Origin of the sequence: Spirochaeta thermophila DSM 6192, from assembly GCF_000147075.1 — a bacterium.
In the GTDB taxonomy this organism is placed as follows: Bacteria; Spirochaetota; Spirochaetia; order Winmispirales; family Winmispiraceae; genus Winmispira; species Winmispira thermophila_A.
This window is the reverse complement of sequence record NC_014484.1, coordinates 295,795-320,679: the sequence shown is the minus strand read 5'-3', so window position 1 is coordinate 320,679 and position 24,885 is coordinate 295,795. Positions and strand designations below refer to the sequence as shown.

The 24,885-nt window shown below is 61.4% G+C and carries 19 protein-coding genes and 1 tRNA gene; 8 read left to right on the top strand and 12 right to left on the bottom strand.

The window, feature by feature from the left end:
- The first annotated feature begins 24 nt into the window (after positions 1 to 24).
- The 4 genes from STHERM_RS01275 to STHERM_RS01260 all read left to right on the top strand — a co-directional run bounded on the left by STHERM_RS01275 (position 25) and on the right by STHERM_RS01260 (position 3,592).
- Positions 25 to 1,188 carry a M20/M25/M40 family metallo-hydrolase gene (locus STHERM_RS01275; protein ID WP_237223320.1) on the top strand — a complete coding sequence of 388 codons (1,164 nt, stop codon included), beginning with the start codon at positions 25 to 27 and terminating at the stop codon, positions 1,186 to 1,188.
- Positions 1,172 to 2,212 (top strand): glucosyl-3-phosphoglycerate synthase, encoded by a 1,041-nt coding sequence (locus STHERM_RS01270; protein ID WP_013313068.1) that lies wholly within the window; start codon positions 1,172 to 1,174, stop codon positions 2,210 to 2,212. Before STHERM_RS01275 ends, STHERM_RS01270 begins: the two co-directional genes overlap by 17 nt.
- A gap of 41 nt (positions 2,213 to 2,253) precedes the next feature.
- Positions 2,254 to 2,326, top strand: a tRNA-Pro gene (locus STHERM_RS01265).
- 69 nt (positions 2,327 to 2,395) lie between these two features.
- Complete coding sequence (locus tag STHERM_RS01260) at positions 2,396 to 3,592, top strand: hypothetical protein (protein WP_013313067.1); 1,197 nt, start codon at positions 2,396 to 2,398, stop codon at positions 3,590 to 3,592.
- A gap of 9 nt (positions 3,593 to 3,601) precedes the next feature.
- On the opposite strand, the gene STHERM_RS01255 is transcribed toward STHERM_RS01260, so the two are convergent.
- Complete coding sequence (locus STHERM_RS01255; protein WP_013313066.1) at positions 3,602 to 4,801, bottom strand: ROK family transcriptional regulator; 1,200 nt, start codon at positions 4,799 to 4,801, stop codon at positions 3,602 to 3,604.
- A gap of 131 nt (positions 4,802 to 4,932) precedes the next feature.
- Here STHERM_RS01255 and STHERM_RS01250 point away from each other — a divergent pair, with 131 nt between their 5' ends.
- A complete protein-coding gene (locus STHERM_RS01250) occupies positions 4,933 to 7,362 on the top strand; it encodes a beta-mannosidase (protein WP_013313065.1) in 2,430 nt (809 codons plus the stop codon).
- Positions 7,363 to 7,418: 56 nt separating this feature from the next.
- Here the strand turns inward: STHERM_RS01250 and STHERM_RS01245 are convergent, their stop codons facing one another.
- Positions 7,419 to 8,306 (bottom strand): hypothetical protein, encoded by an 888-nt coding sequence (locus tag STHERM_RS01245; RefSeq protein ID WP_041623118.1) that lies wholly within the window; start codon positions 8,304 to 8,306, stop codon positions 7,419 to 7,421.
- 536 nt (positions 8,307 to 8,842) lie between these two features.
- Between STHERM_RS01245 and STHERM_RS01240 the strand changes: the two genes are divergently transcribed.
- A complete protein-coding gene (locus STHERM_RS01240) occupies positions 8,843 to 10,966 on the top strand; it encodes a methyl-accepting chemotaxis protein (RefSeq protein WP_013313063.1) in 2,124 nt (707 codons plus the stop codon).
- Here the strand turns inward: STHERM_RS01240 and STHERM_RS01235 are convergent.
- Positions 10,941 to 13,241 (bottom strand): substrate-binding domain-containing protein, encoded by a 2,301-nt coding sequence (locus tag STHERM_RS01235; protein ID WP_013313061.1) that lies wholly within the window; start codon positions 13,239 to 13,241, stop codon positions 10,941 to 10,943. The two genes, STHERM_RS01240 and STHERM_RS01235, sit on opposite strands and share 26 nt — an antisense overlap.
- Positions 13,242 to 13,385: 144 nt before the next feature.
- Between STHERM_RS01235 and STHERM_RS01230 the strand changes: the two genes are divergently transcribed.
- Both STHERM_RS01230 and epsC read left to right on the top strand, forming a co-directional pair.
- Positions 13,386 to 14,306, top strand: coding sequence for a patatin-like phospholipase family protein (locus tag STHERM_RS01230; RefSeq protein ID WP_041623116.1), 921 nt, complete (start codon positions 13,386 to 13,388; stop codon positions 14,304 to 14,306).
- Positions 14,282 to 15,205: a serine O-acetyltransferase EpsC gene (gene epsC, locus STHERM_RS01225; RefSeq protein ID WP_013313059.1), complete on the top strand. Its 924-nt coding sequence runs from the start codon at positions 14,282 to 14,284 to the stop codon at positions 15,203 to 15,205. Before STHERM_RS01230 ends, epsC begins: the two co-directional genes overlap by 25 nt.
- 1 nt (position 15,206) lies before the next feature.
- Here the strand turns inward: epsC and STHERM_RS01220 are convergent, their stop codons facing one another.
- From STHERM_RS01220 to rpmB, 9 genes are all read right to left on the bottom strand, one after another.
- The gene (locus STHERM_RS01220; RefSeq protein WP_013313058.1) at positions 15,207 to 15,881 is read right to left on the bottom strand and encodes an SPOR domain-containing protein; all 675 of its coding nucleotides are present in this window, start codon (positions 15,879 to 15,881) and stop codon (positions 15,207 to 15,209) included.
- 3 nt (positions 15,882 to 15,884) lie between these two features.
- A complete protein-coding gene (coaE, locus tag STHERM_RS01215) occupies positions 15,885 to 16,502 on the bottom strand; it encodes a dephospho-CoA kinase (protein WP_013313057.1) in 618 nt (205 codons plus the stop codon).
- An 8-nt stretch (positions 16,503 to 16,510) separates the two neighbouring features.
- Positions 16,511 to 19,204: a DNA polymerase I gene (polA, locus tag STHERM_RS01210; protein WP_013313056.1), complete on the bottom strand. Its 2,694-nt coding sequence runs from the start codon at positions 19,202 to 19,204 to the stop codon at positions 16,511 to 16,513.
- Positions 19,205 to 19,206: 2 nt separating this feature from the next.
- On the bottom strand, positions 19,207 to 19,671 hold the full coding sequence (gene flgN, locus STHERM_RS01205; protein ID WP_013313055.1) for a flagellar export chaperone FlgN: 465 nt from the start codon (positions 19,669 to 19,671) through the stop codon (positions 19,207 to 19,209).
- An 8-nt stretch (positions 19,672 to 19,679) separates the two neighbouring features.
- Positions 19,680 to 20,075 (bottom strand): flagellar export chaperone FliS, encoded by a 396-nt coding sequence (fliS, locus tag STHERM_RS01200; RefSeq protein ID WP_013313054.1) that lies wholly within the window; start codon positions 20,073 to 20,075, stop codon positions 19,680 to 19,682.
- Positions 20,076 to 20,145: 70 nt separating this feature from the next.
- The gene (locus STHERM_RS01195) at positions 20,146 to 22,428 is read right to left on the bottom strand and encodes a polysaccharide deacetylase family protein (protein WP_013313053.1); all 2,283 of its coding nucleotides are present in this window, start codon (positions 22,426 to 22,428) and stop codon (positions 20,146 to 20,148) included.
- Between the two features lie 47 nt (positions 22,429 to 22,475).
- Positions 22,476 to 23,762, bottom strand: a complete 1,287-nt coding sequence (locus STHERM_RS01190; protein ID WP_013313052.1) for a PhoH family protein — start codon at positions 23,760 to 23,762, stop codon at positions 22,476 to 22,478.
- Positions 23,763 to 23,883: 121 nt separating this feature from the next.
- On the bottom strand, positions 23,884 to 24,507 hold the full coding sequence (locus STHERM_RS12100) for a class II SORL domain-containing protein (protein ID WP_237223317.1): 624 nt from the start codon (positions 24,505 to 24,507) through the stop codon (positions 23,884 to 23,886).
- A 134-nt stretch (positions 24,508 to 24,641) separates the two neighbouring features.
- Complete coding sequence (gene rpmB, locus STHERM_RS01180; protein WP_013313050.1) at positions 24,642 to 24,833, bottom strand: 50S ribosomal protein L28; 192 nt, start codon at positions 24,831 to 24,833, stop codon at positions 24,642 to 24,644.
- Positions 24,834 to 24,885: the final 52 nt, after the last annotated feature.

Below are 24,885 nucleotides of genomic sequence, written 5' to 3'. Positions count from 1 at the left end.
AAAGGAAAAAACATGCATCCCGGAATGAAAGAAATCCTGGAGCTCCTACCGCTCATCCAGGAGAAGACCCGTGTAGCGAACGAGATCCTCCTCTCGAACCTCATCATGATAAGCGAAATACCGGCTCCCACCTTTCAAGAGGAGAAGCGCACCGAGTTTCTCCTGTGGAGGTTGAGCGAGCACAACCTCATCAACTGTTCCACCGACGAGATAGGCAACGCCCTCGCCATCCTTCCGGGAACCGAAGGGACTCGGAACATCCTCATCACGGCCCACGTGGACACCCCCTTCCCGGAGTCGGTGGATCACACCATCAACGTCCTCCCCGGAACGGTCACCGGCCCCGGTGTGGGGGACAACGGGCTCGGGGTGGCCGCCCTCGCGACCCTTCCTGTGTACCTCGAGCATCTCGGGTTCCAGCTCTCCTCGAACCTCATCCTCATGGGATCCGTGAAGAGCCTGGGCAAAGGGAACATCGCAGGGATGCGCTTTTTCCTCGACCACACCAACTATCCCATTCACGCGGGCATCTGTATCGAGGGAGTACGACTGGGGAGACTCAGTTACTCGTCCATCGGCATGCTGCGGGGGGAGATCGCAAACAGGGTGCCGGAAGAATACGACTGGAGCAGGTTCGGGGCGGGGGGAGCCATCGTCAACATCAACGAGGTGATCAATCGGATCCTGGAGATCCCCATCCCGAGGAGGCCGCGCACGAGCATCATCTTCGGATCCATAGAGGGGGGCTCATCATTCAACGTCATCCCCACCACGGCCACGCTCCGACTCGAGATCCGCAGCGAATCCGATGAAATGGTGGAACGGCTCAAGGAGGAGATCCAGAACATCGCGGCCGAGGTCTCCTCCCAGACAGGGACCGAGGTGGAATTCAGGGAGTACGCCCGAAGGAGGCCCGGGGGCCTCCGTTTCTCCCATCCGCTCGCCGAGAACGCCCGGACCATCCTGGAGAGTCTGGGGACCATCCCCCGCATTTCGCCGAGCACCTCCGAGCTGTCGGCCTTCATCGACCACAAGATACCCGCGGTCACCATCGGCCTCACACACGGGGAGAACCTCAACGAGGTCAACGAGACTATCGAGATAGAACCCATCACACAGGGCATCGCCCAGCTCATCGCGCTCATTCTCGCCATCGACAGGGGGTACTGTGATGAAGCTCAACCTTAACGCATGGATCAGGGAACATACGTTCCACCACTCCCAGTTCGCCGATCTCGCGGCCCTCGTGCAGGAGAAGGAGCGCCAAGGTCTTTCCATCTCGCTCTGCATCCCCACCCTCAACGAGGAGAAGACCATCGGAAAGGAGGTGGTGATCTTCAAGTCGGAACTCATGCATCGTTACCCCCTTCTCGATGAAATCGCCGTCATCGATTCGGGCTCCACGGACAAGACGAGGGAGATCGCCGCCTCCTTCGGAGCGGACGTGTACCTTTCCTCCGAGATCCTCCCCCACCTGGGGGAGCGGAAGGGCAAGGGAGAGAACCTGTGGAAGGCCATCTATCAGCTCAAGGGTGATATCATCGTATACATCGATGCCGACATAAAGAACATCCATCCCCGCTTCGTCTACGGCCTGGTGGGACCACTCATCTACAACCCTTCCCTCAAGTACATCAAGGCCTTCTACGACAGGCCCCTCGCCTTTTCCCAGGGTATACGTCCCACCGGCGGCGGGCGGGTCACCGAGATACTGGTGCGCCCCCTTTTCTCGCTCTTCTTTCCAGAACTCACCGCCATCATCCAGCCCCTATCGGGTGAATATGCAGTGCGCCGCGAGGTGTTGGAACAGATACCCTTCCCCATCGGCTACGGAGTTGAGACCGCCCACCTCATCGACGTCTATCGGATCTACGGCCTCGAGGTCTTCGGACAAACCGACCTCGACCAGCGGGTCCATCGCAACCAGGAGACCAGGGCGCTGGGGAAGATGGCCTTCGGCATACTCCAGACCTTCCTGAGACGCATGGAAGCCTACGAACTCCTCACCCCCAACACCGAGTTCTCCACTATACTGAGGCAGTTCCAAGTGAAGGAAGACCAATTCGAGCTGGTGGAGTATCGTATTCAAGAAGAAGAACGTCCTCCGATGAACACCATAGACGAATACATCGAGAAGAGGCCCACGTCCTCACCGAGGAAAAAGCGGAGGAGCAAGAAGGCCGGGAGCCCCTCCCTTCCTGAGGATACATAATTGACACACCCCCCGCTCCATGCTATCTTGTACTCGTACATCGGGCTGTAGCGCAGGGGTTAGCGTACAGGTCTGGGGGACCTGGGGTCGGCGGTTCAAATCCGCCCAGCCCGACTCCTGCAGGAGCTGTTCCTGCAGGTTTTTCTTTATCTATCTCCATTATTCTGAGATCCAGGTGTTCCTTTGAGCCATCGCAGGGTCATTCTCCTGGCACTCCTTTTCAAGTGCTTCACCATCACCGCGGAGAACATCCGGGTGCCCGAGGACTATCCCACCCTTCAGGAGGCCCTGGATCGAGCCCGAGACGGAGACAGGATCCTTATCGCGGGGGGAACACATCGAGGCCCCTTTTCAATCCGCACCTCGGTCTCGATAGAAGGAGAGAAGGGGACCCTCCCCATTCTCTACGACGACACCTCGCCGGTCCGTATCATACCCCTCCTGCTCGTCCAGAACGCAGGGGAAGTCCGCCTTTCGAATCTCATCATCCAGGGTGGAGATCCCTCCCAGGGCGTAGGGGCCACCTCGGTGGGGATCCTGGCCATCCAGAGCCGCATCCGGCTCTCCGAGGTGAGCTTCAGGAACATCCTCCAGTACGGACTCCTCCAGATCGGAGGAGAATTCGAAGCCGAGGCGGTGAGTTTCCTCACCCCCTCGCTCCCCGGAAGGCTCACCGATACGGGCCTCGCCTTCTTCGGCGTATCCGGAGTGACCACCGAGCACCTCGTGTGCGACGACCCCATACTCAGACAGGGGATCACGATCAACAGCGGCCTCCCTTTCGGGGCGAGGACCTCGCTATCCCGACCATTCATCTTCCATCCCTCCACCGGGGCTCCGCTCACCCTTCCCTCACCACCCTCGGACCCCACCCAGGCGAGGCTCTCGGGGATACGTCTCCGCATCCCGTCCGAAGAGGAGACAGCCGGCGTCGTAGTGGGGGGACCGACCACCCTCACCATAGAGGACAGCTACTTCTACATGGGCCCGACCCGTCCCCGCCCCCTCTCTCCCACCGCCGTCATCGCGCGGGGAAACCCGCGGATCGTGATTCGGAACACCACCTTCAGCGGCGTCACCCGGGGGATCCTCCTCACCACCGGCAGCCCCTCCCTCCTCCTCGAAGACGACACCTTCACCCAGCTCGGCACGGCGCTCACCCTCCGGGAAAACCCCGGCTCGGTACTCGACTTGGGAGGAGGGCCGCTCGGCAGCCGGGGAGGCAACCGCTTCCAAGGCAACACCTCCGACATCCTCCTCGATCCCCTGTCCGTCCCCCTCCCCATCCCCGCCAGGAACAACCTCTTCTCGCCCTCCCCCCTCGTACACAGCACGAGAGAGGACGGCGGCCTGCCCGAGAGGATACTCCTCACCGAATGAGAGATGCACCTATGCCCGACTCCGTTTCACAAGGGGGAGCGTATGCCGTACGAGGACCGGGAGAAACGCCTTGTCCCCCCTCTTGTCCCAGAAGCTCTGGTGGAGACGGTTCCTGAAGATCCTGTCGAGAATCATCCCCGCGGCACCGTACGCCACGGCGAAATCATGGAGCGAGGAGAGAGAGACGTTACATGGGATGGGGAGGGGATACATCCAATTCCTTCTTACATACGACATGAACGTATCGCAGATCTCCTCCCCCAGACCCTCGATATCCCCGCCGAAGAAGACATGGGACACATTGAGGGTGTTGACGATACACGCGAGATTCGAGAACAGTTCGTGGAGGAACTTGTTGAGCAGCACCCTGTTGTGGGGAAGTTGAGCGAGCTCCTCGGGGGAGAGGGAGAACTGGGAGGGCATGGTCCCCTCGGAGAAGACCGATCTGAATTCCCCCGCGGAAAACGTGTGCCCGTAATGGAGGCGGCCGTCCAGGACGATCCCGAACCCGACGCCCACACCCCCGAAATCCTTGATGTGAGACCGCTCCTCCTTGAACTCCACGAGCACGAAGATGAAATCCTTGTAGGACTCGCCCTTCTTGAAGGCGAGCTCCCCCCATGCGCAGGAATTGGAATCGTTCTCCACGAAGACGGGAACATCCAGGAACTCCGCGAGCTCTGCACACACCTGAAACGGCTCATAGATGGAGAGAGGGATGGAATAGACGATACTCCCGTCCTCGGGGTTGATGATACCTCCGGCCCCTATCCCTACACCCAGCACATGGACGTAACCCTTCTCCTCGAGGATCCTCGAGAGTTCCTCCATGGCCTCCAGGAAGAGGGGGATGAAGTTTCTCCGGGTGATGGGGCCGGTATCCTTTTGCCACTTGAGGAGCACGGTCCCGGCCAGATCCACGGTCACCGCCCTCATGGCCTCGGCCTGGACCCCTACACCGATGACGACCCCATACTCCTTGTTCAATCCCAGTGCTATGGGTTTCCTCCCCCCGGTAGAGACCACGTTCTTCTGTGCCCTCTCTTCCACCAACCCCAGTTCGATGAGCTCGGCCACGAGGTTCGTCACCGTGGACTTATTGAGTCCCACACGTTTTGCGATTTCGATCCTACTGATTCCCTCCTCGTACCAGATCTGTTGGAGGATGAGTCCCATGTTCTCTATCTTGGTTCGACGTTTTCCATTCATGATCCATCACTCCCATCTTTTTGACTGGTTGATACGAAGGCTCAGACAATATATCATACATTTCCCACATGGTCAAAGACATGCCATGACCAGGAAACTGATATATTAGTTTTCGAAAAGAAGGAGATAGTATGAAATACATCGACCTGAGCGGAACCTGGAACCTCTCCTGCATCACCAGGGACCTCCCCGAGGTCCCCATGGAGGTACCGGGGGACGTGCACTCCGCGCTCATCCAAGCCGGGATCATCCCCGATCCCTACCAGGGCACCAATGAGCTCGAAGTCCAGTGGGTAGGCCGCGAGGACTGGAGGCTCTCCACCACCGTGTCCCTTTCGGAGATCCCCAGGGGGCCTGTATTCTTCAGGGCAGAGAGCATCGATACCATCTGCGAGGTACTCATAAACGGCCACTCCGCAGGAAGGGGAGAGAACATGTTCCTTCCCGTGGAACTCCGGATAGGGGAGTATCTCAGAGAAGGCGAGAACACCATCGAGGTGCTCATCCGTTCAGCGGAGCGAACGGCCGTGGAAAGGGCCGGGCGACTCCCCTATCCCATTCCCCACACCTCTCATCCTGTGCAGTCCCCCCACAGAAACTTGGTCCGCAAGGCCCAGTGTCATGCGGGGTGGGACTGGGGCCCCTGCCTCATGGTGGCCGGGATCTACGGCGGAGTGGGACTCATCGACGCCTCCGAGGGCTACATACGGTGCGTGCATACGGATCAGCGCTGGGAGGGGGACGACTGCCTCCTCGACATTCACGTCGAGTTCCTCTCCTCCGAGCCGGGTGCGATACCCCTCTCCATCTCCTGCGCCGGAGTACGCCACGAAGCACATGTGGAGGTCGGGGAAGGGTCCTCCACCATCACCCGCACCCTTCGTATCCGGTCGCCTGAGCGTTGGTGGCCGGCGGGCTACGGCCCTCAGAGGCTCTACGACCTAGATGTGACGGTCGGATCACACCAGGTTCACAAGCGGGTGGGATTCCGCACCGTTCGGCTCATCACCGACGAGGATACCCATGGATCCCGGTTCGTCTTTGAAGTAAACGGGGTGGAAGTCTTCTGCAAGGGTGCGAACTGGATCCCCCAGGACGCCCTCCCTTCGAGGGAAACCCCGGCCCGGGCGCGCTACCTCCTCCAAAGCATGAGAGAGGCACACATGAACATGGTGAGGGTGTGGGGAGGAGGAAAGTATGAACCTGAGTACTTCTACGACCTCTGCGACCAACTCGGGATCATGGTGTGGCAGGACTTCATGTTCGCCTGTGCCATGTACCCCTCAGATCATGGATTCCTCCGGACGGTCGAGGAGGAGGCCCGCTACCAGGTGAAACGGCTCAAAGACCATCCTTCCCTGGTCCTCTGGTGTGGAAACAACGAGAACCTCGGCGCCATTGGCTGGTTCGAGGAGACTCGAGCCAATCCCGCGCGGTATCTCGTGGACTTCGATCGCCTCTACGAGGCCACCATAGGACGGGTCTGTGACACCCTCGATCCCGGAAGACCCTACTGGCCGAGCTCCCCGTCCGCGGGAAGGGATGTCTACGACTACAACTGGCACGACGACTCACGAGGCGACATGCACTACTGGGACGTGTGGCACGGGGGAAAATCCTTCGACGCATTCTACCTGGTGAGACCCCGGTTCTGCAGCGAGTTCGGGTTCCAGTCGTTCCCATCTCCCGAGACCATACGGACGTTCTGTCCTGAAGACCAGATGAACCCCACGAGCCCCGTGATGGAACACCATCAGCGGAGCCCGAAAGGAAACAGGGTCATCATCGAGAGCATGGCGAGGTACTTCCGCTTCCCCGAATCACCCGAGGCCTTCCTCTATCTCAGCCAGGTACAACAGGCCTACGGGATCCAACACGCGGTGGAATACTGGCGTGCCTTACGACCGCGGAACATGGGAATCCTCTACTGGCAGCTCAACGACAACTGGCCGGTGGCATCCTGGTCTTCCATAGAATACACGGGACGCTGGAAACCTCTCCACTACGTGGTGGGGAGGGCCTTCGCCCCGGTGCACACCGCTGCCTTCATGAAGACCCCTGGGATCCTCACGGTGGTCGTCTACAACGATACGAGAGAACCCCTTCCTGGGAAACTCTCTGCCACCTTCTACGACTTTGAAGGAAAGGAGAGGAAAGGCATCGAATGGGAAGTATGTCTCGAAGGGGAAGCATCCTCCATCATCGAGCAGGTCCCCCTCGATCGACAGGGAATCGATCCTCACAACACCTTCGTTCGGCTCGAGCTCGAACTCGAGAACGGGATGCGGACGAGCAACACCCACTTCCTCTCCCTCCCCAAGCAGTGTCCCCTCGCAAGAGCCGCGGTCCATGCGACCGTCGAAGGCGATCGGATCACCCTCACCGCCGACGCTCCCGCCTTCTTCGTGGTGCTCGATCACCCCGGCGGCAGGTTCTCGGACAACTGTCTCCACCTCCTCCCAGGAGAGGAGAGGACCATCCGGTTCATCCCGAGAGAAGAGGGGATCACCCTCGATCCCTCCCGCCTCTCGGTCATGCATCTCAGGGAGACGTATCGATAAAAAAACAGGTGGGGGATTTCCCCCACCTGCCAAGGAGGGATGAGAGAAAGGTTCTGCTACTTCCTCTTCTTGTCTTTTTCCTTCTTGCCCTGCTCTCTCTCGGATGCCTCGGTCACTGACGCAAGGATCTTCCGGAGTTCCTGGGCGATCCTCTTCAGTTCCTTGTCCTTCTTGTGCTCCTTCCAGAGGTCCTGGAGATCGTCCCTGAGCTCCTCGGGATCATCGGAGATCGCAAGCTCATACGTCCCCTGGTCGGTGCTGATCACGAGATACCCCGCTCCGTCGATGACGACCTTCCCTGTCAGATCCTTCGAGGCGGCCACCGCTTCTTCGAGAGCCGCAAGGAGGGAATCCTCTTCCGCCTCAGCGGCGTCTCCGCCCGCCACGGCCCCGCTCTCCTCGTCCGCACCCTGGCCGTCCGCACTCACCTCTGCGACCACGTCCTCGCTCCCCGACGCGGATCCGGCGGCGCTCTCCGCCTCAGCGGCAGCTCCGCCCGCCACGACCCCGGTCCCCTCGTCCGCACCCTGGCCGTCCGCACTCACCTCTGCGACCACGTCCTCGCTCCCCGACGCGGATCCGGCGGCGCTCTCCGCCTCAGCGGCGTCTCCGCCCGCCACGACCCCGGTCCCCTCGTCCGCACCCTGGCCGTCCGCACTCACCTCTGCGGCCGCCTCCCCACTGCTCTGGGAAACCGTCGGCTGTGGATCCTCTCCACTCTGTTCCGCCGTAAGATCCTCCGAAGACTCGTTCCCGGTCTGGGGAGTATCGGCGGAGAGGTCGACATCGTCCGTGCTCTGGGACCCGTCTTCCGACGTCACGGAAGCCGCGATACGTTCTATATCGCTGTTCACCGGGTTGGCGCATCCTACGGTGAGCAGCAGTCCCAGGAGAACCAGGAGCATCGATCCGATCACCAAGGTTCTCTTGTCTCTGTGCTTCATGGTATATCCTCCATGTGGTGTTTCGGAGATCAATAAGCAGGAATCGTGCCAACCTTTTCGTCTCCTCCACCACTCTTTCGCCTTGTCCTGTCGTGAGATACACATCCCCCTCCCCTTCCCTCCCCACATCGCCGTTCCATCTGCATGGCACAGTGCATAGTCCCCCTCTCTTCTATGCTCTTTGCATACCATTCCCCCGACTCCCGGAATTCCATTGTGCATAACACCCCCACCTTGCATTGCAAAACGCATAGGTATCCCCCGAAAGCACCCCCCTCCCATACCCGTGCTGCCATACATCTCTTTTCATGAAAACAAGATACTATCAGCCACCGCCTCTGGTGCATTGGCACGTGAATTGCTTATGATATCGATGAATCCCTCCCCCATAATAACCCCCTTCCATTTGGGCTGCTTCGTATGAAGCAGCCCTTCTTGATCTCCCTTCTCTCACAGACATGAACACAGGTACGAATCTCGATGTTGCACACCGCCCGCGTTTGCCCTATAGTGAACAAGAGAACGAGGAGGATTCCATGCCGAAACGAAAACTCGGACCGGGTAAACTCTTCATACGTCTCACACTCGCCATGCTTCTCGTCATGGGGATCGCAGGCGCCGTCACGCTCGTCCTCACCTATGGGAACGTAAGGGACTATGTCCTCGCCGTGCAGAAAGAGAACCTCACGGAGATCGTGGAGGAGGGAGGGACGCTCCTGAGGATCTACATCTCTCAAATGAGGCTCCTCCTTCAACTCTCCTCCCAGAACCCCAACGTCCTCTCGGCGTTCCGGAACCCCACCCCTTCGATCCTCGATGAGGTGGAAACCACCATCTCACTCCAGACCGAAGGGGTGTGCAAGGACGTGATATTCCTCTCCCCCTCGGGAGAAGCCCTCGCAGCACGGGACAGGAGCACGGTGTCACAGCTCGGTCTCTCTCCATCTTCGATCGCATCGAACTACAGCCGCACCCGGTCACCCGTCCTCCTCGACACATACCTCCCCACTCAGGGAGGAGTCCTCGCCTATCTGGTGACACCCGTGTTCCGACCGGGGAGCGAAGAACTTGAAGGCTATTTGGCCTGGGGACTGGACCTCTATTTTCTGTTCGTACGCTTCCTCTATCACTCACAGGGAAAGACCGGAGGCACCATTCTCATCGACGACGAGGGCACGGTCCTCGGCTACAGAGATGCCACACAGCTCCTCACCTCATTTCGGGATACTCCACTCTTCCAGGCCCTTTCGACCGAACGGACGAACAAGGGAAGCACCGCCGGCTCCCTCTCCTTGAAAGGGGAAAGGGGCAACATCGTGGTCGCCTACTACTGGATCCCCCAGGAGGATATGCCCTGGGCCGTGGCGTTCTCTATTGAAGAGGCTGACCTCCTCTCGACCCTCCGTCGGAGTTTCACCTACTCGGCAGGCATCATCCTCCTCGGCCTGGCCGGGGCAGTGGTATTGATTCTCCTCATACTCCGGGCCTTGGTGGGAAGGAGGATAGAACTCCTTCAGACCTACTTCACCAGGGCCTCCCAGGGCGATCTCACCGTCCAGCCACGGGTGAGAGGCGACGACGAAATCGCCTACATCTTCCACCTCTTGAGGGAATTCCTCGCCACCCTCCGGAACCTGCTTCTCGACGTACGGCGCAGGATGGGGGCGCTCGAGCATACGGGCATCACCCTGGAAGAGATCGCCGAGGAGACATCCACCGCGGTCGAGCAAATACAGCGGACCATGGAACAACTCACCCAGCACGCCCACAGCCAGACCACCAGCGTGGTGGAAACCTCGGCAGCCATGGAGCAGATGGCGAAGAACATAGAGACCCTCACGAGGGCCATCGAACATCACACCTCCACCATCGAGGTCTCCTCGGCTTCCATCGAAGAGCTCGTGGCCAACATAGACTCCCTCGCGGAGGTCGCGAACCGCCTCATGAAGGGGGTCGAGGACCTCCATCAGGCCTCCGACACCGGCAAGGAAAAGCTCTCTTCGCTCATCGATCTCACCGGTCTGGTTCAGGAGGCCTCTGCGAAGCTCCAGGACGCCAACACCGTCATCGCGACCATCGCTTCACAGACCAACCTCCTCGCGATGAACGCCGCCATAGAGGCCGCCCATGCGGGAGAGAGGGGCAAGGGCTTCGCCGTGGTGGCCGATGAGATCCGAAAGCTGGCAGAGGAGGCGGGCTCCCACTCCAAACGGATCCGGCTCCAGATCAAGGACATCACCGGCGCCATCGAACAGATGGCCGCAGCCTCTGGGGAGGCGGATACCGCCTTCGGCACCATCCTGGGGAGGATCAACGAGCTGACCGGCCTCATCCAGGAGATTCAGGCGGCCCTCACCCAGCAACGCACGGGGAGTCAGGAGATCGTCTCCTCCCTCGTGGAGATGAAGGACCTCACCCACCAGGTGAGGAGCGGCGCACGGGAGATGGAACAGGGCAACAGGCAGATACTGGAAGCCACCACCAACCTCAAGGAGATCACTGAAGAGGTGAAGCAGGCCATACGTGAGGTGGAAGAGGGCACGTCCCGCATCGTGGACTCCATCCTCAAGGTCCGCGCCCAGAGCGAGGAGAACCGTACCCACATACAGGCCCTCTCGCAGGCCCTCTCACAATTCAAGATCCATGAGGAAGGGGATTAGGGGCCCCCTCCGGTTGCTCCACCAGGGAGGCAAGTCTCCTCCCCTGATCAGAGAACCGAGAAAGGTGCGCTTCAATAGTAGTGAGCGCGGTCTTGAACTTGTCCATCTCCTCCTTCAAACCTGCATACGTATTGTAGAGGTTCTCTCCAAGCGTCCGAGAAGTTTCTATGTTGGCAACCACCTGCTTGAGCACCTCAGTCGTCTCCTTCGCCCGCCGGGCGGTGGTATCCGCGAGTTTTCTCACCTCCTCCGCGATCACCTTGAACCCCCTGCCGTGCTCTCCGGCCCGGGCGGCCTCTATCGAGGCATTGATGGCCAGGAGATTGATCCGCTGAGTCACATCGTCGATCAGCGAGAGCAGGTCCTGCATGAACCGGGTGTGCTCTGCGATGGAAGTGGTGAGCTGGAGATTCTGTTCGAACATCCCACTCTTCCGCGAGATCTCCTCGGTGATCCTCGTCATCTCCTGAACCTGTTCCCCCGATATGGCCCCCACCGACTCGAGTGCATCGAAGAGCGAGGAGACCGTGGTCCGGATCTCATCGGCCCACACCTGGAGCTGGTCCGCGGTCTTTCGCATCATCACGAGAGTACGAATGGAAAGCACCGTGCTCGCCACCTGGGAGGCGAGCGAATGGTAGAACCCGGTGAAGATCTCACCGGCTGACACCATCATGTAGCCCAGATAACGCTGCCCGATGAGCAGAGGGAAGATGGAGAAGGCGCCGGGGCGCTCCGGGGGAAGGATGCGGGGAGGAAGCAACTCGAGTGTGTTGAAACCGACATCGCCTTCCCCTCCGGTTTTTCCTGAAACGAGGAGCGAGGAGGTCTCCGGAAGGACGGCCCCGGTATAGCAGGATTCCCACTTCTCGGAGGGGAAGAGGACGAGATGGAGATCCGAGATCGCGAGCCTCTCCTTCAGTTCCAGGAGCGAAGACTTCAGCATTCCCATGTCTTCGGACGAGCGGATCGCCCGCAGGAGATCCTGCGAACGAAGGAACTTCTCCGTGGTGCTCATGAGATGACTCTGTGCCTCGTGGGAGACCGCCTCTATGAAGAGCACGTAGGCCTTCTGGAGGAATATCGTGAACTGGGAATACCGCTCGGGCCTGTAATGCTGATACGAGGAGGCGATCGCCCCCAAGATCCGGAGCCACCGCTCCATGTCCTGGTTTTCCCTCCTCTCGTGGACGAATACGGCGAACGCGGTCCTCAGACAGGCCTCCAGGTGGTCCCTGTCCGGCAGATCGAGGTAGGCATCCAGATGTCCCACGAGTGTGCTCAGGAGGGACTCCTCGACAGGCGTGAAGGATATGTCGAGACGCTCCTCGCAGAAACGAATGAGGACCTCCTCCGGTCTCTCTTCCTCGCCCTTTTCGAAGGTGAAGGCCATCTCTCCTCCCGCCATCTCCACGTTCCGCGAGAAACACCCACAGGAATCCCGGAACCGCGCCTGCGCGACGGCGACCTTCGACCCGGGCCTCTCCCCGGAGGAGATCCACTCGTGGAGGAGCCGGAGCGCCTCCATCCCCTGCTCCTTGACGGGCTGATACACCGTGGAGAGCGGCACCTCATTGCTCCTCGCGGCGGGGATATCGTCGAATCCGGCGAGGAGTACATCATCAGGAACTCCCACACCCCGCTTCACGAGGTACTCATAGGCTCCCAGGGCCATGAGGTCGTTCGCAGCGACTACTGCCCGGGGTTTCCTGTCGGAGGCCTCCCATATCGCCTCCATGGCCGCAGAGCCGCTCTCCTTCTCGAAGCTACCTTTCCCTACCCACTCTTCTCTCACGGGAATTCCATGCGCATCGAGGACGCTCTCGAATACCCTCCACCGAGTCCGAGCCTCCGGGTTGTGGTGCGGCCCCCCGATGAAGGCGAGCTCCCGCACCCCATGGTGACGAACCAGATGTTCCACGAGGAGACGCATGCCGGCCTCGTTGTCCACCCCGACCACGGGCAGGCCTTCGTACTCCACCCCGATGGAGACGAGCGGCACCGAGGTACGCTCCCTCACATAGGAAAGGATCCGGGCGGGGTCCCCATGTGTCGCATACGTGCTCGTCGCCACGATGCACCCATCCCACGAGGGATTCCTCAAGAAGTCGTAGAGGGTGTTGACCACCCGGTCTTCGGGATCGGGGCTGTCGATGAGTTCTCCGGGCAACGCGATGCACTGGACACCCAGCTTCTCGGCCTCCTCCTGCACCCCCTCCCAGAGTGCGAGCTGATAGTCGTTCATGAGCCTGTTGATAAGGAATGCCACCCGCATACCCCATCCTCCTGCGCATTGTCCTCTTGCAGTATAGTATAAAACCGTACATATACTGCGTGCAACTCGTTTACGACCGATCCCTCACTCCCGCTCTCTATTGACAGCGCCATGTCCATATTCTACTGTGACCCCGGGGGTGACATGGCGAAACGATGGGCACTGGTACTCTCAGGCGGTGGAGCCAAGGGCCTCGCTCACGTGGGCGTCCTCGAGGCCCTCGAGGAGCTGGGGTACAGACCCTCGCTCGTGGTGGGCACCTCCATGGGCGCCATCGTGGGCGGTCTCTACGCCACGGGCATAGGTCCTGCCCGCATGAGGGACTTCCTCGAGGACTTCGACATCAGGGACTACCTCACAGGCTTCTCATTCCAGCTCCCCGAGAATCTCCCCTTCATCCGCATCCTCCAGGCAGGCGAGGCACTCGGCAATCTCCTCAAGGACACCGGGATGGAACCCGGCACCAAGATCTACGAACTGATCAGGGACCTCACCCAGGATCTCTCGTTCGAGGAGCTCGCCCTTCCCTTCAGGTGCAATGCCGTGGACCTCATCTCCGGCATCCAGCAGGTCTTCTCCGAGGGAAGGCTTGCCGATGCGATCAGGGCCTCCATGTCCTTCCCCGGTGTCTTCAAGCCCTGGAAGATAGGCGAGGGCCTCTACGTGGACGGCGGGATCGTGGACAACATGCCCGTGTGGATCGCGAGGATGATGGGTTACTCTCCGGTCATCGCCGTGAACGTGGCGCCGAAGACCCCGGTGAAGGAGGTGCACATCCAGAACGGGATCGACGTGATCATGCGCTCCTTCTCCCTCGTCGCGTCCCGGATACCGCGCCACTACCAGAACGTACCCGACCTTGAGATCGTGGCGAGCGATGGGACTTCCCCCTTCGACTTCTCACGGAAGGACGTCCTCATCCGCCTGGGAAAGGACCTCACCCTCGCCCACAGGGACAGGATAAAGGCCCTCGTGAGACCGGGGCTCTCCCGTCTCATACACCTCCCCGACAGGCTCATCTCATACATAAGGAGGAAACGATGGGTGCCAGACTGGAGAAGATAACCGGTATGCTCATATCCTCCTACGAGAGAGAGGGGGGCATCAACTACACGGATGAGTGCAACCTCCCTTCGAAGATGGGGGTGATCCGCATCCTCTCCGATATAGAGGCTCTCCTCTTCCCGGGTTTCAGGGAGAACGACGGGATACGCCGGGACACCGTCCGCCTCTTCACGCAGGAGATCCTCACACGCCTCTTCCGCGACCTCTCCGAGGAGGTGGAGAAGAGCATCCACTTCAGCGAACGGCGCACGCGGGGCGGGCTCTCCCGGGAACACAGGATCAAGGTGAGGGAGGAGGCCGAGGAGATCACCTATCGCTTCCTGGAGCGCCTCCCCGAGGTGCGACGGCTTCTCATGTACGACGTGAAGGCCACCCTCGAGGGCGACCCGGCCGCGAAATCGGAGGAAGAGGTGATCCTCTCCTACCCGGGGATCGAGGCCATCCTGGTGTATCGTGTGGCCCACATTCTCTGGACCGAAGGCGTCCCCCTCATCCCCCGGATGATGACGGAGTACGTCCACGGAAAGACGGGGATCGACATCCATCCCGGCGCCACCATAGGGGAAGGACTCTGCATCGACCACGGTACCGGTGTGGTGATAGGCGAGACCACGGTCATAGGCAACAACGTGAAGATCTATCAGGGGGTCACCCTGGGCGCCTTGAGTGTGAAGAAATCGGAAGCGAATGTGAAGCGTCATCCCACCATCGAGGACAACGTCACCATCTACGCTGGCGCCACCATCCTCGGGGGGAGCACCGTGATAGGACACCACTCCATCATCGGGGGCAACGTGTGGCTCACGAGCTCGGTGCCTCCCTACAGCAAGATCTACAACCAGCCTTCCCGTTACGTGATAAAACCCGGGAAAGAGGAGCCACACGACTTCCAGATATAGCCTAGGGATCCCTTCGGTACACCAGGGAGATGTAGCTCTTCTCGTACCCCTCGAGATTCCGTATGGAAGCGAGGAACTTCTCGGCTTCGGCCTTTTTCTCGTAGGGACCGAGGCGTACCCTGTAGTAGGTGACCCCATCCATGGTCTTGGTGACGATCCTGGCCGTGATCCCCTTCTCCCTGAGATCCTCGACCACGTGGGCGGCCCTCGCCTGGGACGTGAACGAGGCAATCTGGATCCAGAACTCCTCCCGCACCACGGGAGTGGGAGTATGCTCCACCGCCCTCGTCTCCACCCGGGGAGCCGGGGTTCGGGTGGGAGCGGGGACGGGAGCCCGGTCACCCCGGGAGACCGGGCGCACCGGGGTCGGTGAGGGGGCGGCCTGTACCGCCACGGGGGCAGGAGAGGGCGTGGCGGACTCGCTCCCGAAGAGGGTCTCGGTCACGATGAACTCGTCTTCCAGGGGCTCCTCCCCTTCGAGGAGGCCGGGGAACCCCTCCCCCTCCCTCACCCACTCCACTGCATCGAAGCCGCTCTGCTGGGGCTGCTCCCCGGCGGTCACCACCTGCACAGGCTTCTCCTCCCGAGGGGAAAGCCACCACATCCCCACGAGAACCACCACGAGGAGAAATACACTCACACCCACGAGCACGACAAGGATGCGTTCTCTGTCCATATCCTATGAAACCCCCTCTCTGAGATACCCCCACCGTACGAGGAGGGTGGCGATCTTCTGTCTGAGATGCCGTTTCGATCCCACGTTGATCACATATTCAGTATCGACACCGCAGGAAAAAGGTTGAGAGAAGAGACCACGTTGCGCCCGGAGGATCCTCACCGCCTCGCACACCGACCTCCCATCCCTCCGCACAAGCCGCCACACCCGCACCCACCACGGCGCCCGCACCACCAGCACCCGATCACACACCGCCTCCAGCCCCATCCTCCCCAGCAGCGCCGCATCCACCACCACCGGCCCCCTCCTCCCCCCCACCCGCCGTATCACCTCCTCCCGCATCCACGGGTGCACCACCCGTTCCAGCCGTTCCCGCGCCCTCCCGTCGCCGAAGACCAGCCTGCCGAGCGCCCACCTGTCCACCCGCCCCTCCCTCACCACCCCCTCCCCGAAGATCCGCACCACCTCCCCCCGACACACATCCAACGCCTTGTGGCCCACCTCGTCCACATCCACCACCTCTCCGCCGAGCAGCTCCGCCACCATCCGCGCCACCAGGCTCTTCCCCGCCCCTGCAGGCCCCGTCACCCCTATCACCGGCGGCCGTACACCCTCTCCCACACGCCCCCCTAGTGGGCCTCTCCCCAGTTCCTCCCCACACCCATCTCCACCCGGAGCGGCACCGAGAGCCGCACCACCCCCTCCATCCGCTCCCTCACCAGCCGCTTCATCACCTCAAGCTCCTCGGGAGGCACCTCGAAGATGAGCTCGTCGTGCACCTGGAGGATCATCCGGGAGGCGAGCCCCATCCTGCGCATCTGGGCGTCCAGATCGATCATCGCCAGCTTGATGATATCCGCTCCCGACCCCTGGATCGGCGTGTTCACCGCGATCCGCTCCGCTCCTGTCTTCTGCGTCTTGTTCCGGCTCGTGATGTAGGGAAGCGGCCGCTTCCTCCCGAAGAGGGTGGTCACGTACCCCTTCTCCTCCGCCTCGGCGATCGTCCGTTCGATGAACGCCCTCACCCCCGCATACGTGGTGAAGTACGCATCGATGAACCGTTCGGCCTCCTTACGCGGGATACCGAGCTCCCTCGAGAGCCGGAAGGCCGACATCCCGTAGATCACGCCAAAGTTGATCGTCTTGGCGATCCTCCGCTGCTCGGGCGTCACCGCCTCGGGCGGTACCCCGAAGAGGAGACTCCCCGTAGCCCGGTGTACGTCCTCGCCCTCCCTGAAGGCCCTGCAGAGAGCCGGATCCTCCGAAAGATGGGCCAGGATCACCAGCTCGATCTGGGAGTAGTCCGCGCTCAGGAACCACCAGCCCCGCTGCGGCACGAACGCCTCCCTGATCCGGCGGCCCTCCTCGGTCTTGATCGGGATGTTCTGGAGGTTGGGATCCTTGCTCGAGAGCCGACCCGTGGCCGTCCCCACCTGGCTGAACCACGTGTGAAGCCGACCCGTCCCCGGGTTCACGAGCCCGGGAAGCACGTCCACATAGGTGTTCTTCAACTTGGTGAGACTTCGGTACTCCAGCACCTTCGCCGCCACCGGATCCCGAGCGGCCAGCTCCTCCAACACGCTCGTGTCCGTGGAAAAACCGGTCTTGGTCTTCTTCACCGGCGGCAGCCCCCGCTCCACGAACAACACCTCCTGGAGCTGCTTGGTGGAACCCACGTTGAACTCGTGCCCGACGAGCTCGAATATCTCCTTCTCTATGGTAGAGATGCGTTCCTCGAGCTCCCTGCCGAAGGCCGACAGGGCCTCCCCGTCGAGCCCGATCCCCCACTCCTCCATCCGAGCGAGGATGGAGAGGAGCGGCATCTCCATCTCGTAGAAGACCCGCCCGAGCCCCTCGGCCTCGAGACGCTCCTTCAAGACCCGGGAGAGCCGCAAGGCGATGTCCGCATCCTCGGCCGCGTACACCCCTGCCTCCGCCACCGGCACCGTCTCGAACGAGGCCCCCTTCTCCACCACGTCCTTGTAATGGATGGTGCGCCACCCCAGATACTTCTCCGCGAGCCTGTCGAGGTTGTAGCGCCCGGCATCCGACTCCAACAGCCATGCCGCCACCATGGTGTCGAAGAACGGCCCCTCCGGACGGACGCCCCACCGCCTGAGCACGTGGTAATCGAACTTCAGATTCTGCCCGACCTTCACCACCTCGGTGGACACGAGGAGCGGTGAGAGGACCTCGCGTACCACGTCGGCGGGAAGCGGCCGCACATCCGGGGCCGCGAGCGGCACGTAGCACGCCCGCCCCTCGTCCACCGCGAACGAGACACCCACGAGACGGCACGTGAGGGGGTCGAGCCCATCGGTCTCGGTGTCCACGGCCACCGCCCCCCTCTCCAGGGCCTCCTCCACCCATCGGGAGAGGGAGGCCCGGTCGGTGACCACCTCGTAGGAGACACCCGCCCTGGAGGGACCCTCCACCTCGAGGGTCGGCTTCTCCCCCACGGAAGGACTCCCCCCCACCTCCTGAGCCAGGCTCCGTATGTCGTAGGCCAGGAAGAGCTCCCTCGCCCGCTGTACCTCGGGTTCCCTGCGCCTGAGATCCCCTATCGTGAGGGAGAGATCGAGATCCGTCCGTATCGTGGCGAGATCCCTGCTCAGGAAGGCCCGCTCCCTTCCCTCCTCGAGCTTTCTCCTCAGCGAAGGGGAGAGCTCGTCGAGGTGGGCATAGACTCCCTCGAGCGACCCATACTCGGCGAGGAGTCGCTGGGCCGTCTTCTCACCGATCCCCTCCACACCCGGGATGTTGTCGGATGCATCCCCCACCAGGGCCAGGAAGTCCACGATCTGATCGGCCCGCACCCCCCACTTCTCCTTCACCCCCTCCTCGTCGAGCACCACGAAATCGTCCTTGTCCATCCGGACGATTTTTACGCCCTTCGTGACCAGCTGGGCGAGGTCCTTGTCGCCCGATACCACGAAACACGGACGCCCCTCCGCCTGGGCCATGGCGGCGAGCGTACCCATCACGTCGTCCGCCTCGAACCCGTTCATCCGGACGGTGGCGAACCCCAAGGCCTCGAGGATCTCCTCGATCACCGGGATCTGCGGGTGGAGATCCTCCGGCGTCTTCTGCCTGGTGGCCTTGTAGGCCTCGAAGGTCTTCTCCCTGAAGGTGGGCGTGAGGGAATCGAGCACCACTCCGCAGTAGACCGGATCGTACTCCTTCACGAACCTGAAAAGCATACGGAAGAAACCGTAGATCGCGGACGTGTTGCGCCCGTCCTTGGTCCGCATGGGGGCCCGGATGAGGGCGAAGTAGGCGCGATAGATGAGGCCGTAGGCATCTATGAGGAAGAGCGGTTTCATCCTTAGGTGAGGATATCAACCGAATGGGAGGTATGGGAAGAGGCGAAGAGATTCTTCCTGAACTGAGGGATACGCAGGGCCTCTATCCGCTCTTTGAGCGAAGCCATCTGGAGCTGGAGGAGCTTCCGGTTCTCCTCGTTGTGCGCGAAGGCCTTGCGGGTGAGCTCTCCCACCGATCGTTCCAGGTGCTCGATCTCTCTGTGTCCCGTGGGATACATGGCCCGGTACATCTCCTTGAGAGGGACGATCACCCTCTGGAGCGAGAAGAGATCCTTGAGGATGCGGTGCTCCATCTCCACGTGGATGTGGAGCCGCTCCACGTCCTCAGAGGTGATGGCCTCCTCCTCGCGATCAAGGAGCTCGAGGTAGTCCACCAGCCGTTCCCGCTGTTTTACGAGGTAGTCCCTCAATCTCCTGAGGAGCGCCACACGGGCGTCAAGCTCCTCCATGGTGAGCATATCCGCCATGCATCCTCCTACACCTGCGCCTCAGGGGCCATGTGGGCGATCTGCGCCCACGCCTCCCGGAGGGAAGCGAGCATATCCCGCACCTTCCTGAGCAGCTCCGGATCCTTGCGGATGTTGGCCTCCATGAGCTGTTCGTCGAAGAAGAGGTAGAGACTCAAGAGGTTCTTCGCGAGGTCCCCCCCCCGATCGAGATCCAGAGAGGAGGCCAGTTCAGCCACGATATCCTGAGCCTTGATGACGGCATTGTGGACCCTGTCGAGCTGCCTGGTCCCCTGCTCGAGGAGCTCGATCGCCGTATCGATGTTCCTTATGGCCCCGTCGTAGAGCATGACGATGAGCTTCCCCTGGCTCGCGGTCTTGATCGAGGTCTGTTTGTAGGCATTGATGGCGTTCTGTGGTTTCAAGGTCCTACCCCTCTCTGCATTATCTATCGGAGCGACGGACGCTCCCCTTTATGGAAATGTCCCGAGGATCTCACCGCGCGTGCTCCATGAGTTCCGAGACCGTCACGAACCGGTATCCCCTCGCGATGAGTTCATTCAGGAACACGTCGAGCTTCTGGAAGAGATAGTCCTCACGCCGCCGAACCGGGTCCTTCTCGTCCGGCCTTCCCACGGTGAAGGCCACGATCGACCCAGGCTTCTTCATACGCACGATCCGTTCCACGAGCTGGGCGGCCGGGGCGTAGAGCCTCGACTCCCCCTCCCTTGTGAACTGGGGCACCCAGTCGAGGCTGTCGACATCACAGCCCACGTACACGTAGTTCATGGCCGCCGCCGCCTTGAGGAGATCCTCCCTCACGAAATAATACGGCGCGTGCCACAGAAGGGCAAGCTCTCTGCCGGTGATCTCGAAATACTCGTCCTCGGTACGGGCGAGTCCCTGTTGTATGAACTCTTCGGAGAGTGAGAAGCGGGAATCCGACATGTCGAAATGGGTGTAGAAGAGCGATCCCACCTCAGCCGCGAAGGTGGAGATCTGCCTCGTAGCCCCGGGATTCTCCCTCATGAAGTCGCCGTTCAAGAAGAACGTGGCCTTCACCCCGTACTCCTTGAGGAGCTCGAGGACCCGGGCCAACCCCTCGGCAGAGGAGATCGCGTTGAACACCAGGGCCACCTCCCGTCTCCTGAGCCGGGAGCCATGCGTGAAGTAGATGAAGTCCACCGGTTCGTCTTTCTCGGGAAAGGGTTCGTACGAACGCTCGGGCGGGGGGAAGAGCGGGTATGTCGAGAGCCCCTGCAGATCCCTCACCATCACGATGTTCCGGTAGGGCTGTTCGGGGAGATCCTGGAGATACACACGGTAGGCACTCGTGCTGAGGACGGGCGCCCCGGCGGCAGGACGATCCTCCCGCACCTCGAAGACCGCCCGGTCGACATCCCACTGCACCGTATCCTCCCCTGCCCACACCACGGGCCGGTAGTCCCCCACCGTGAAACCGAGTCCTTCCGGCTGAGAGATGCAGAGCAGGGCCTTGAGCCTCCCGTCCCTGCCGTATCGGGACACCGACCACCTGCCGCCCACCACGAGGTCGTCTCCTGCCCATGCGAGCACCACGGGCTCGGGGTGATCGATCCTCCCCACCTCGGTCCACGAGTCGTAGCGGTAGAGGCGGATCCCATCCTCCATGGCCAGGGCGAGGTAGGACCCGTCCTCGGACAGGGCCCACACCTGAGGTCGTTCCTCTCGTTCCTCGAAGGCCCGCTGGGAACCCACCACCATCCAGAAGAGGCGCCTCTCCACCGTGCCGTCGTGCACCTCCTTCACGAACAGGGTGAGCTTTCCCTCGTCGTCCCACACCACGTCCTCGAGGTACATGCGTCGTGGGAGCACGAGCGACGGTTCCTGAAGGGCACCCCCCTCGTAGTCCTCACGGTCGAGGGGATAGAGGAAGATGTCCCGCCCTGCCCTGCAGAGCAACACGAAGTTCTCCTCCGGTCCGATCCACAATCGGTCGAAATTGGGATCAAAATGGAAGGGGAGCTTCCCCACCACACGGCCCACCTTCACCACCCCGTAGTAGAACCCATGGGTGAAGATCTCCTCCTTCCGGAAGACCTTTATGACCGTGCCCTCCACGAAGTAGAGACGCCCTCCCCCTCCCCAGAACACCGAGCCGATCTTTCCCCGCCCTATCACCCTCCGCTCCGGAGAGAGAACCCGCCCCTCCCGCCACTGGGAGATCGAGAAGTAGTAGACCATACCATCGTGGGCGTAGAGAAAGAGCGAGCTGTCAGGGGCCCAGGAGACAGGGATCTCCCGGTACGAGAGCTCGATCCCCTCGGCCACCACCGCCTCCTCCCCGGTCTCGAGGTCCACCATCACGAGGCTGCCGTAGGCCGGGGAGTCCTTCTCGAAGTGGACCAGGTACCGGCCGTCGGGCGAAGTAGCGATGGGAAGCGGAGAAGTGGTCGCGATCTCGGCTCCTTTCACGAAGGCGGGGAATCCCTCCACCACCTCGACCCTTCCCCCCTCGAGAGGGATACGGAAGAGGCCGTAGCGATTGTAGATCTGCACCTTTCCCAGGGCGGGAAGGAACCTCATCCGTTCAGGGAAGAACGAGAGCTGCTGGAGTGTGCCGGTACCCGGCTCGGCCCAGAAGGCGGTACGATACGCTCCTACTCCGGGCACGGAGAGCGAGGCGGTGAAGAGCACGGTGTTGAGCGGAGAGAGCACGAGGTCCGAGAAGACCACCTCCTCCGCAACGAGAGGAAACGAGCAGAGGAGACCCAGACTCACGAGGAGACGACGCCACATCTCTCTTACTCTCGGCAGATCACACCTCCCGGTTGAGGAGAACCTCCCTAGAGGAGCTCGGCGGCGAGCTCCGCAAGGGTGCTCCGTTCGGACTTGTGGAGCGTCACGTGACCGAAGATCTCCTCACCCTTGAAGGCCTCCACGAGATAGGTGAGGCCGTTGGAGTTCGCATCGAGGTAAGGGCTGTCGATCTGGAAAGGATCGCCGGTGAGGACCATCTTGGTGTGGTGGCCCGCCCTGCTCACGATGGTCTTTATCTCGTGGGGCGAGAGATTCTGTGCTTCGTCGATGATGATGTACTGGTAGGGAAGGGACCTCCCCCTGATGAAGGAAAGCGCCTCCATCTCGATCACGTCCTGTGCGAGGAGCTCCTCCACGCTCTTGACGTGTCCCCTGGAGTACACGCTCACCAGGTAGTCGAGGTTGTCGAAGATCGGCTGCATCCAGTGGGAGAGCTTCTCCTCCTTGTCGCCGGGGAGGAAGCCGATATCCTTGCCCATGGGCACCACCGGACGGGTCACGAGGAGACGTTTGTACGCCTTCTCCTCGAGCACCTTCTTGAGTCCCGCGGCGAGGGCGAGAAGGGTCTTTCCCGTACCGGCCTTGCCCACCAGGGTCACGAGCTGCACCTCGTCGTCGAGGAGCAGGTCGAAGACCATTTCCTGCTCGCGATTGCGCGGCTTCACCCCCCAGACGCTCGAAGGTCGGGGGATCACGTACCTGAGGGTATTGGTCTCGTGGTGGTACCGCGTGAGCATCTCCCTGCCCGAGTGCGCACCCTTGAGCACCACGAACTGGTTGGGATAGAACGCGCCGGGCGCCGGCACGGCCTCCTCCCGGTCGAGCTCGTCGAGTGTCTCCTCCTTTGCGTCCTGCTCCACGTACCCGCTGTAGAGACTCTCGATGTTCACCTTCTGCTTCTCGTAGTCCACGGCCTTGAGCCCGAGGGCCGTGGCCTTCACCCGGGCATTGATGTCCTTCGAGACGAAGAAGACCTCCTTCCCGTGTTTCTGCAGGTGGTAAGCGGCGAGGAGGATCTGGTTGTCCGGCCTTTCCGAGAGGAACCCCTTCTCGTCTTTCCAGAAGCCGAGGAGCACACGGAGCACGATCCCGTGCTCTATCGCCACTCCCTCGCTCAGGTTTCCCCTCTTGCGTCGCTCGTCCAGGAACCTGATCGCGGCACGGGCGTTCCTGCCCCGCTCATCGCTGAACGTCTTGAGCTTGTCGAGCTCCTCGAGCACCCAGATGGGTATCACCACCTCGTTGTCCTTGAAGCTGAGGATGGCATCAGGCCTGTGGATGAGGACGTTGGTGTCGAGGACGAATGTCTTCATGGTCCCTCCCCTCCTGGCGGAGCGGCCCGTCGCAAAGCCCTCCAGAGGCACAGGGCCGTGGCTCCCATTCCAGGATACACCACAGCCCTTGCTTTTTCCTGTGAAGGGAGGACAGGCCTCCTCAGGCCTCCGGCTTCACCTCCACACTGCTCTCCCAGAGGCCGTGGATGTTGCAGTAGCTCTCGGCCACCAAGGTGCCGGGTGTGTCGAGCTTCACCTTGAAGACCGCCACCGGCTCGGTGTAGGCAGGACCGGTGTTCGGCCCCGCAGTGGTGGCGCCATGGGCATTGAACTCGGCACACCCCAGGTCGATGGCGAACTTTCCATCCACATCCTTGTAGTAGAGGCGGATCCATTGGATGAAGTGCTCGGTGGTGTTGGGATGGGGGATCTCCTTGCCCACCGTCACCGTGACGAGCACCGCCTCCCCCTTCTTCACCTCCCGGGGAAGCTCGATGACCGGCACATGTTTCTCGGTCTTGAAGTCGTCGCTCTTGATCCATTCTCCAAGGGCCATACGCTCCTCCTCGTGATTCTGATCGACAGGAAAAGTATATACCCTCGCCCGGGCGGGCGCAAGGAGCGCTCCTCTTCCTCCGGAACCGGGGGGCGATCCGGAGGCGAGGTGCACGGAGGAACACCGCCTCACCATCCCCGAGACCATCCAGATCCACGCGGGGCGGCCTTCCCCCACACCTCCCGCATCCCCTCGAAGGCGGGGAGGCCCGTGGGCTCGGGCCGGCACACCACCCCTCCTCTTCCAGTCCATGGGCACCCCGCAGCCGACAGGAAGCGGGGCCCTGTCTCCTCCGAACGAGAAGGCCGGGGACGAAAAAAGACTCCCCTCTCCGGGGAGCCCTCTCTGCACAGAGGTCCGCGTCAGACCGCCTTCACCACTTTCCCCGACTTCAGACACCTCGTACAGATCTTGATGGTCCTCACGCGCTTACCGTCCACGATCTGGATCTTCTGGATATTCGGCTTGAAGGTGCGCTTGCTCCGGTTGTGGGCATGGCTCACCGTAAATCCACTGCGCGTCTGTTTCCCACAGATTTCACAACGCCGTGCCATCGGTAACTCCCTCGTGCGAAATGTGGCACCACTATACCAGAAACCCGTATCC

Excerpts from the sequence above, each read along its gene's own strand:
- polA (WP_013313056.1), bottom strand. The coding sequence starts at position 19,204 with ATGAAACCGCTCTTCCTCATAGATGCCTACGGCCTCATCTATCGCGCC.
- STHERM_RS01245 (WP_041623118.1), bottom strand. The coding sequence starts at position 8,306 with ATGAAGCACAGAGACAAGAGAACCTTGGTGATCGGATCGATGCTCCTG.
- STHERM_RS01270 (WP_013313068.1), top strand. The coding sequence starts at position 1,172 with ATGAAGCTCAACCTTAACGCATGGATCAGGGAACATACGTTCCACCAC.
- epsC (WP_013313059.1), top strand. The coding sequence starts at position 14,282 with ATGGGTGCCAGACTGGAGAAGATAACCGGTATGCTCATATCCTCCTAC.
- STHERM_RS01235 (WP_013313061.1), bottom strand. The coding sequence starts at position 13,241 with ATGCGGGTGGCATTCCTTATCAACAGGCTCATGAACGACTATCAGCTC.
- STHERM_RS01240 (WP_013313063.1), top strand. The coding sequence starts at position 8,843 with ATGCCGAAACGAAAACTCGGACCGGGTAAACTCTTCATACGTCTCACA.
- rpmB (WP_013313050.1), bottom strand. The coding sequence starts at position 24,833 with ATGGCACGGCGTTGTGAAATCTGTGGGAAACAGACGCGCAGTGGATTT.
- flgN (WP_013313055.1), bottom strand. The coding sequence starts at position 19,671 with ATGGCGGATATGCTCACCATGGAGGAGCTTGACGCCCGTGTGGCGCTC.
- STHERM_RS01255 (WP_013313066.1), bottom strand. The coding sequence starts at position 4,801 with ATGAATGGAAAACGTCGAACCAAGATAGAGAACATGGGACTCATCCTC.
- STHERM_RS01250 (WP_013313065.1), top strand. The coding sequence starts at position 4,933 with ATGAAATACATCGACCTGAGCGGAACCTGGAACCTCTCCTGCATCACC.
- STHERM_RS01195 (WP_013313053.1), bottom strand. The coding sequence starts at position 22,428 with ATGTGGCGTCGTCTCCTCGTGAGTCTGGGTCTCCTCTGCTCGTTTCCT.
- STHERM_RS01190 (WP_013313052.1), bottom strand. The coding sequence starts at position 23,762 with ATGAAGACATTCGTCCTCGACACCAACGTCCTCATCCACAGGCCTGAT.
- STHERM_RS01230 (WP_041623116.1), top strand. The coding sequence starts at position 13,386 with ATGGCGAAACGATGGGCACTGGTACTCTCAGGCGGTGGAGCCAAGGGC.
- STHERM_RS01220 (WP_013313058.1), bottom strand. The coding sequence starts at position 15,881 with ATGGACAGAGAACGCATCCTTGTCGTGCTCGTGGGTGTGAGTGTATTT.
- STHERM_RS01275 (WP_237223320.1), top strand. The coding sequence starts at position 25 with ATGAAAGAAATCCTGGAGCTCCTACCGCTCATCCAGGAGAAGACCCGT.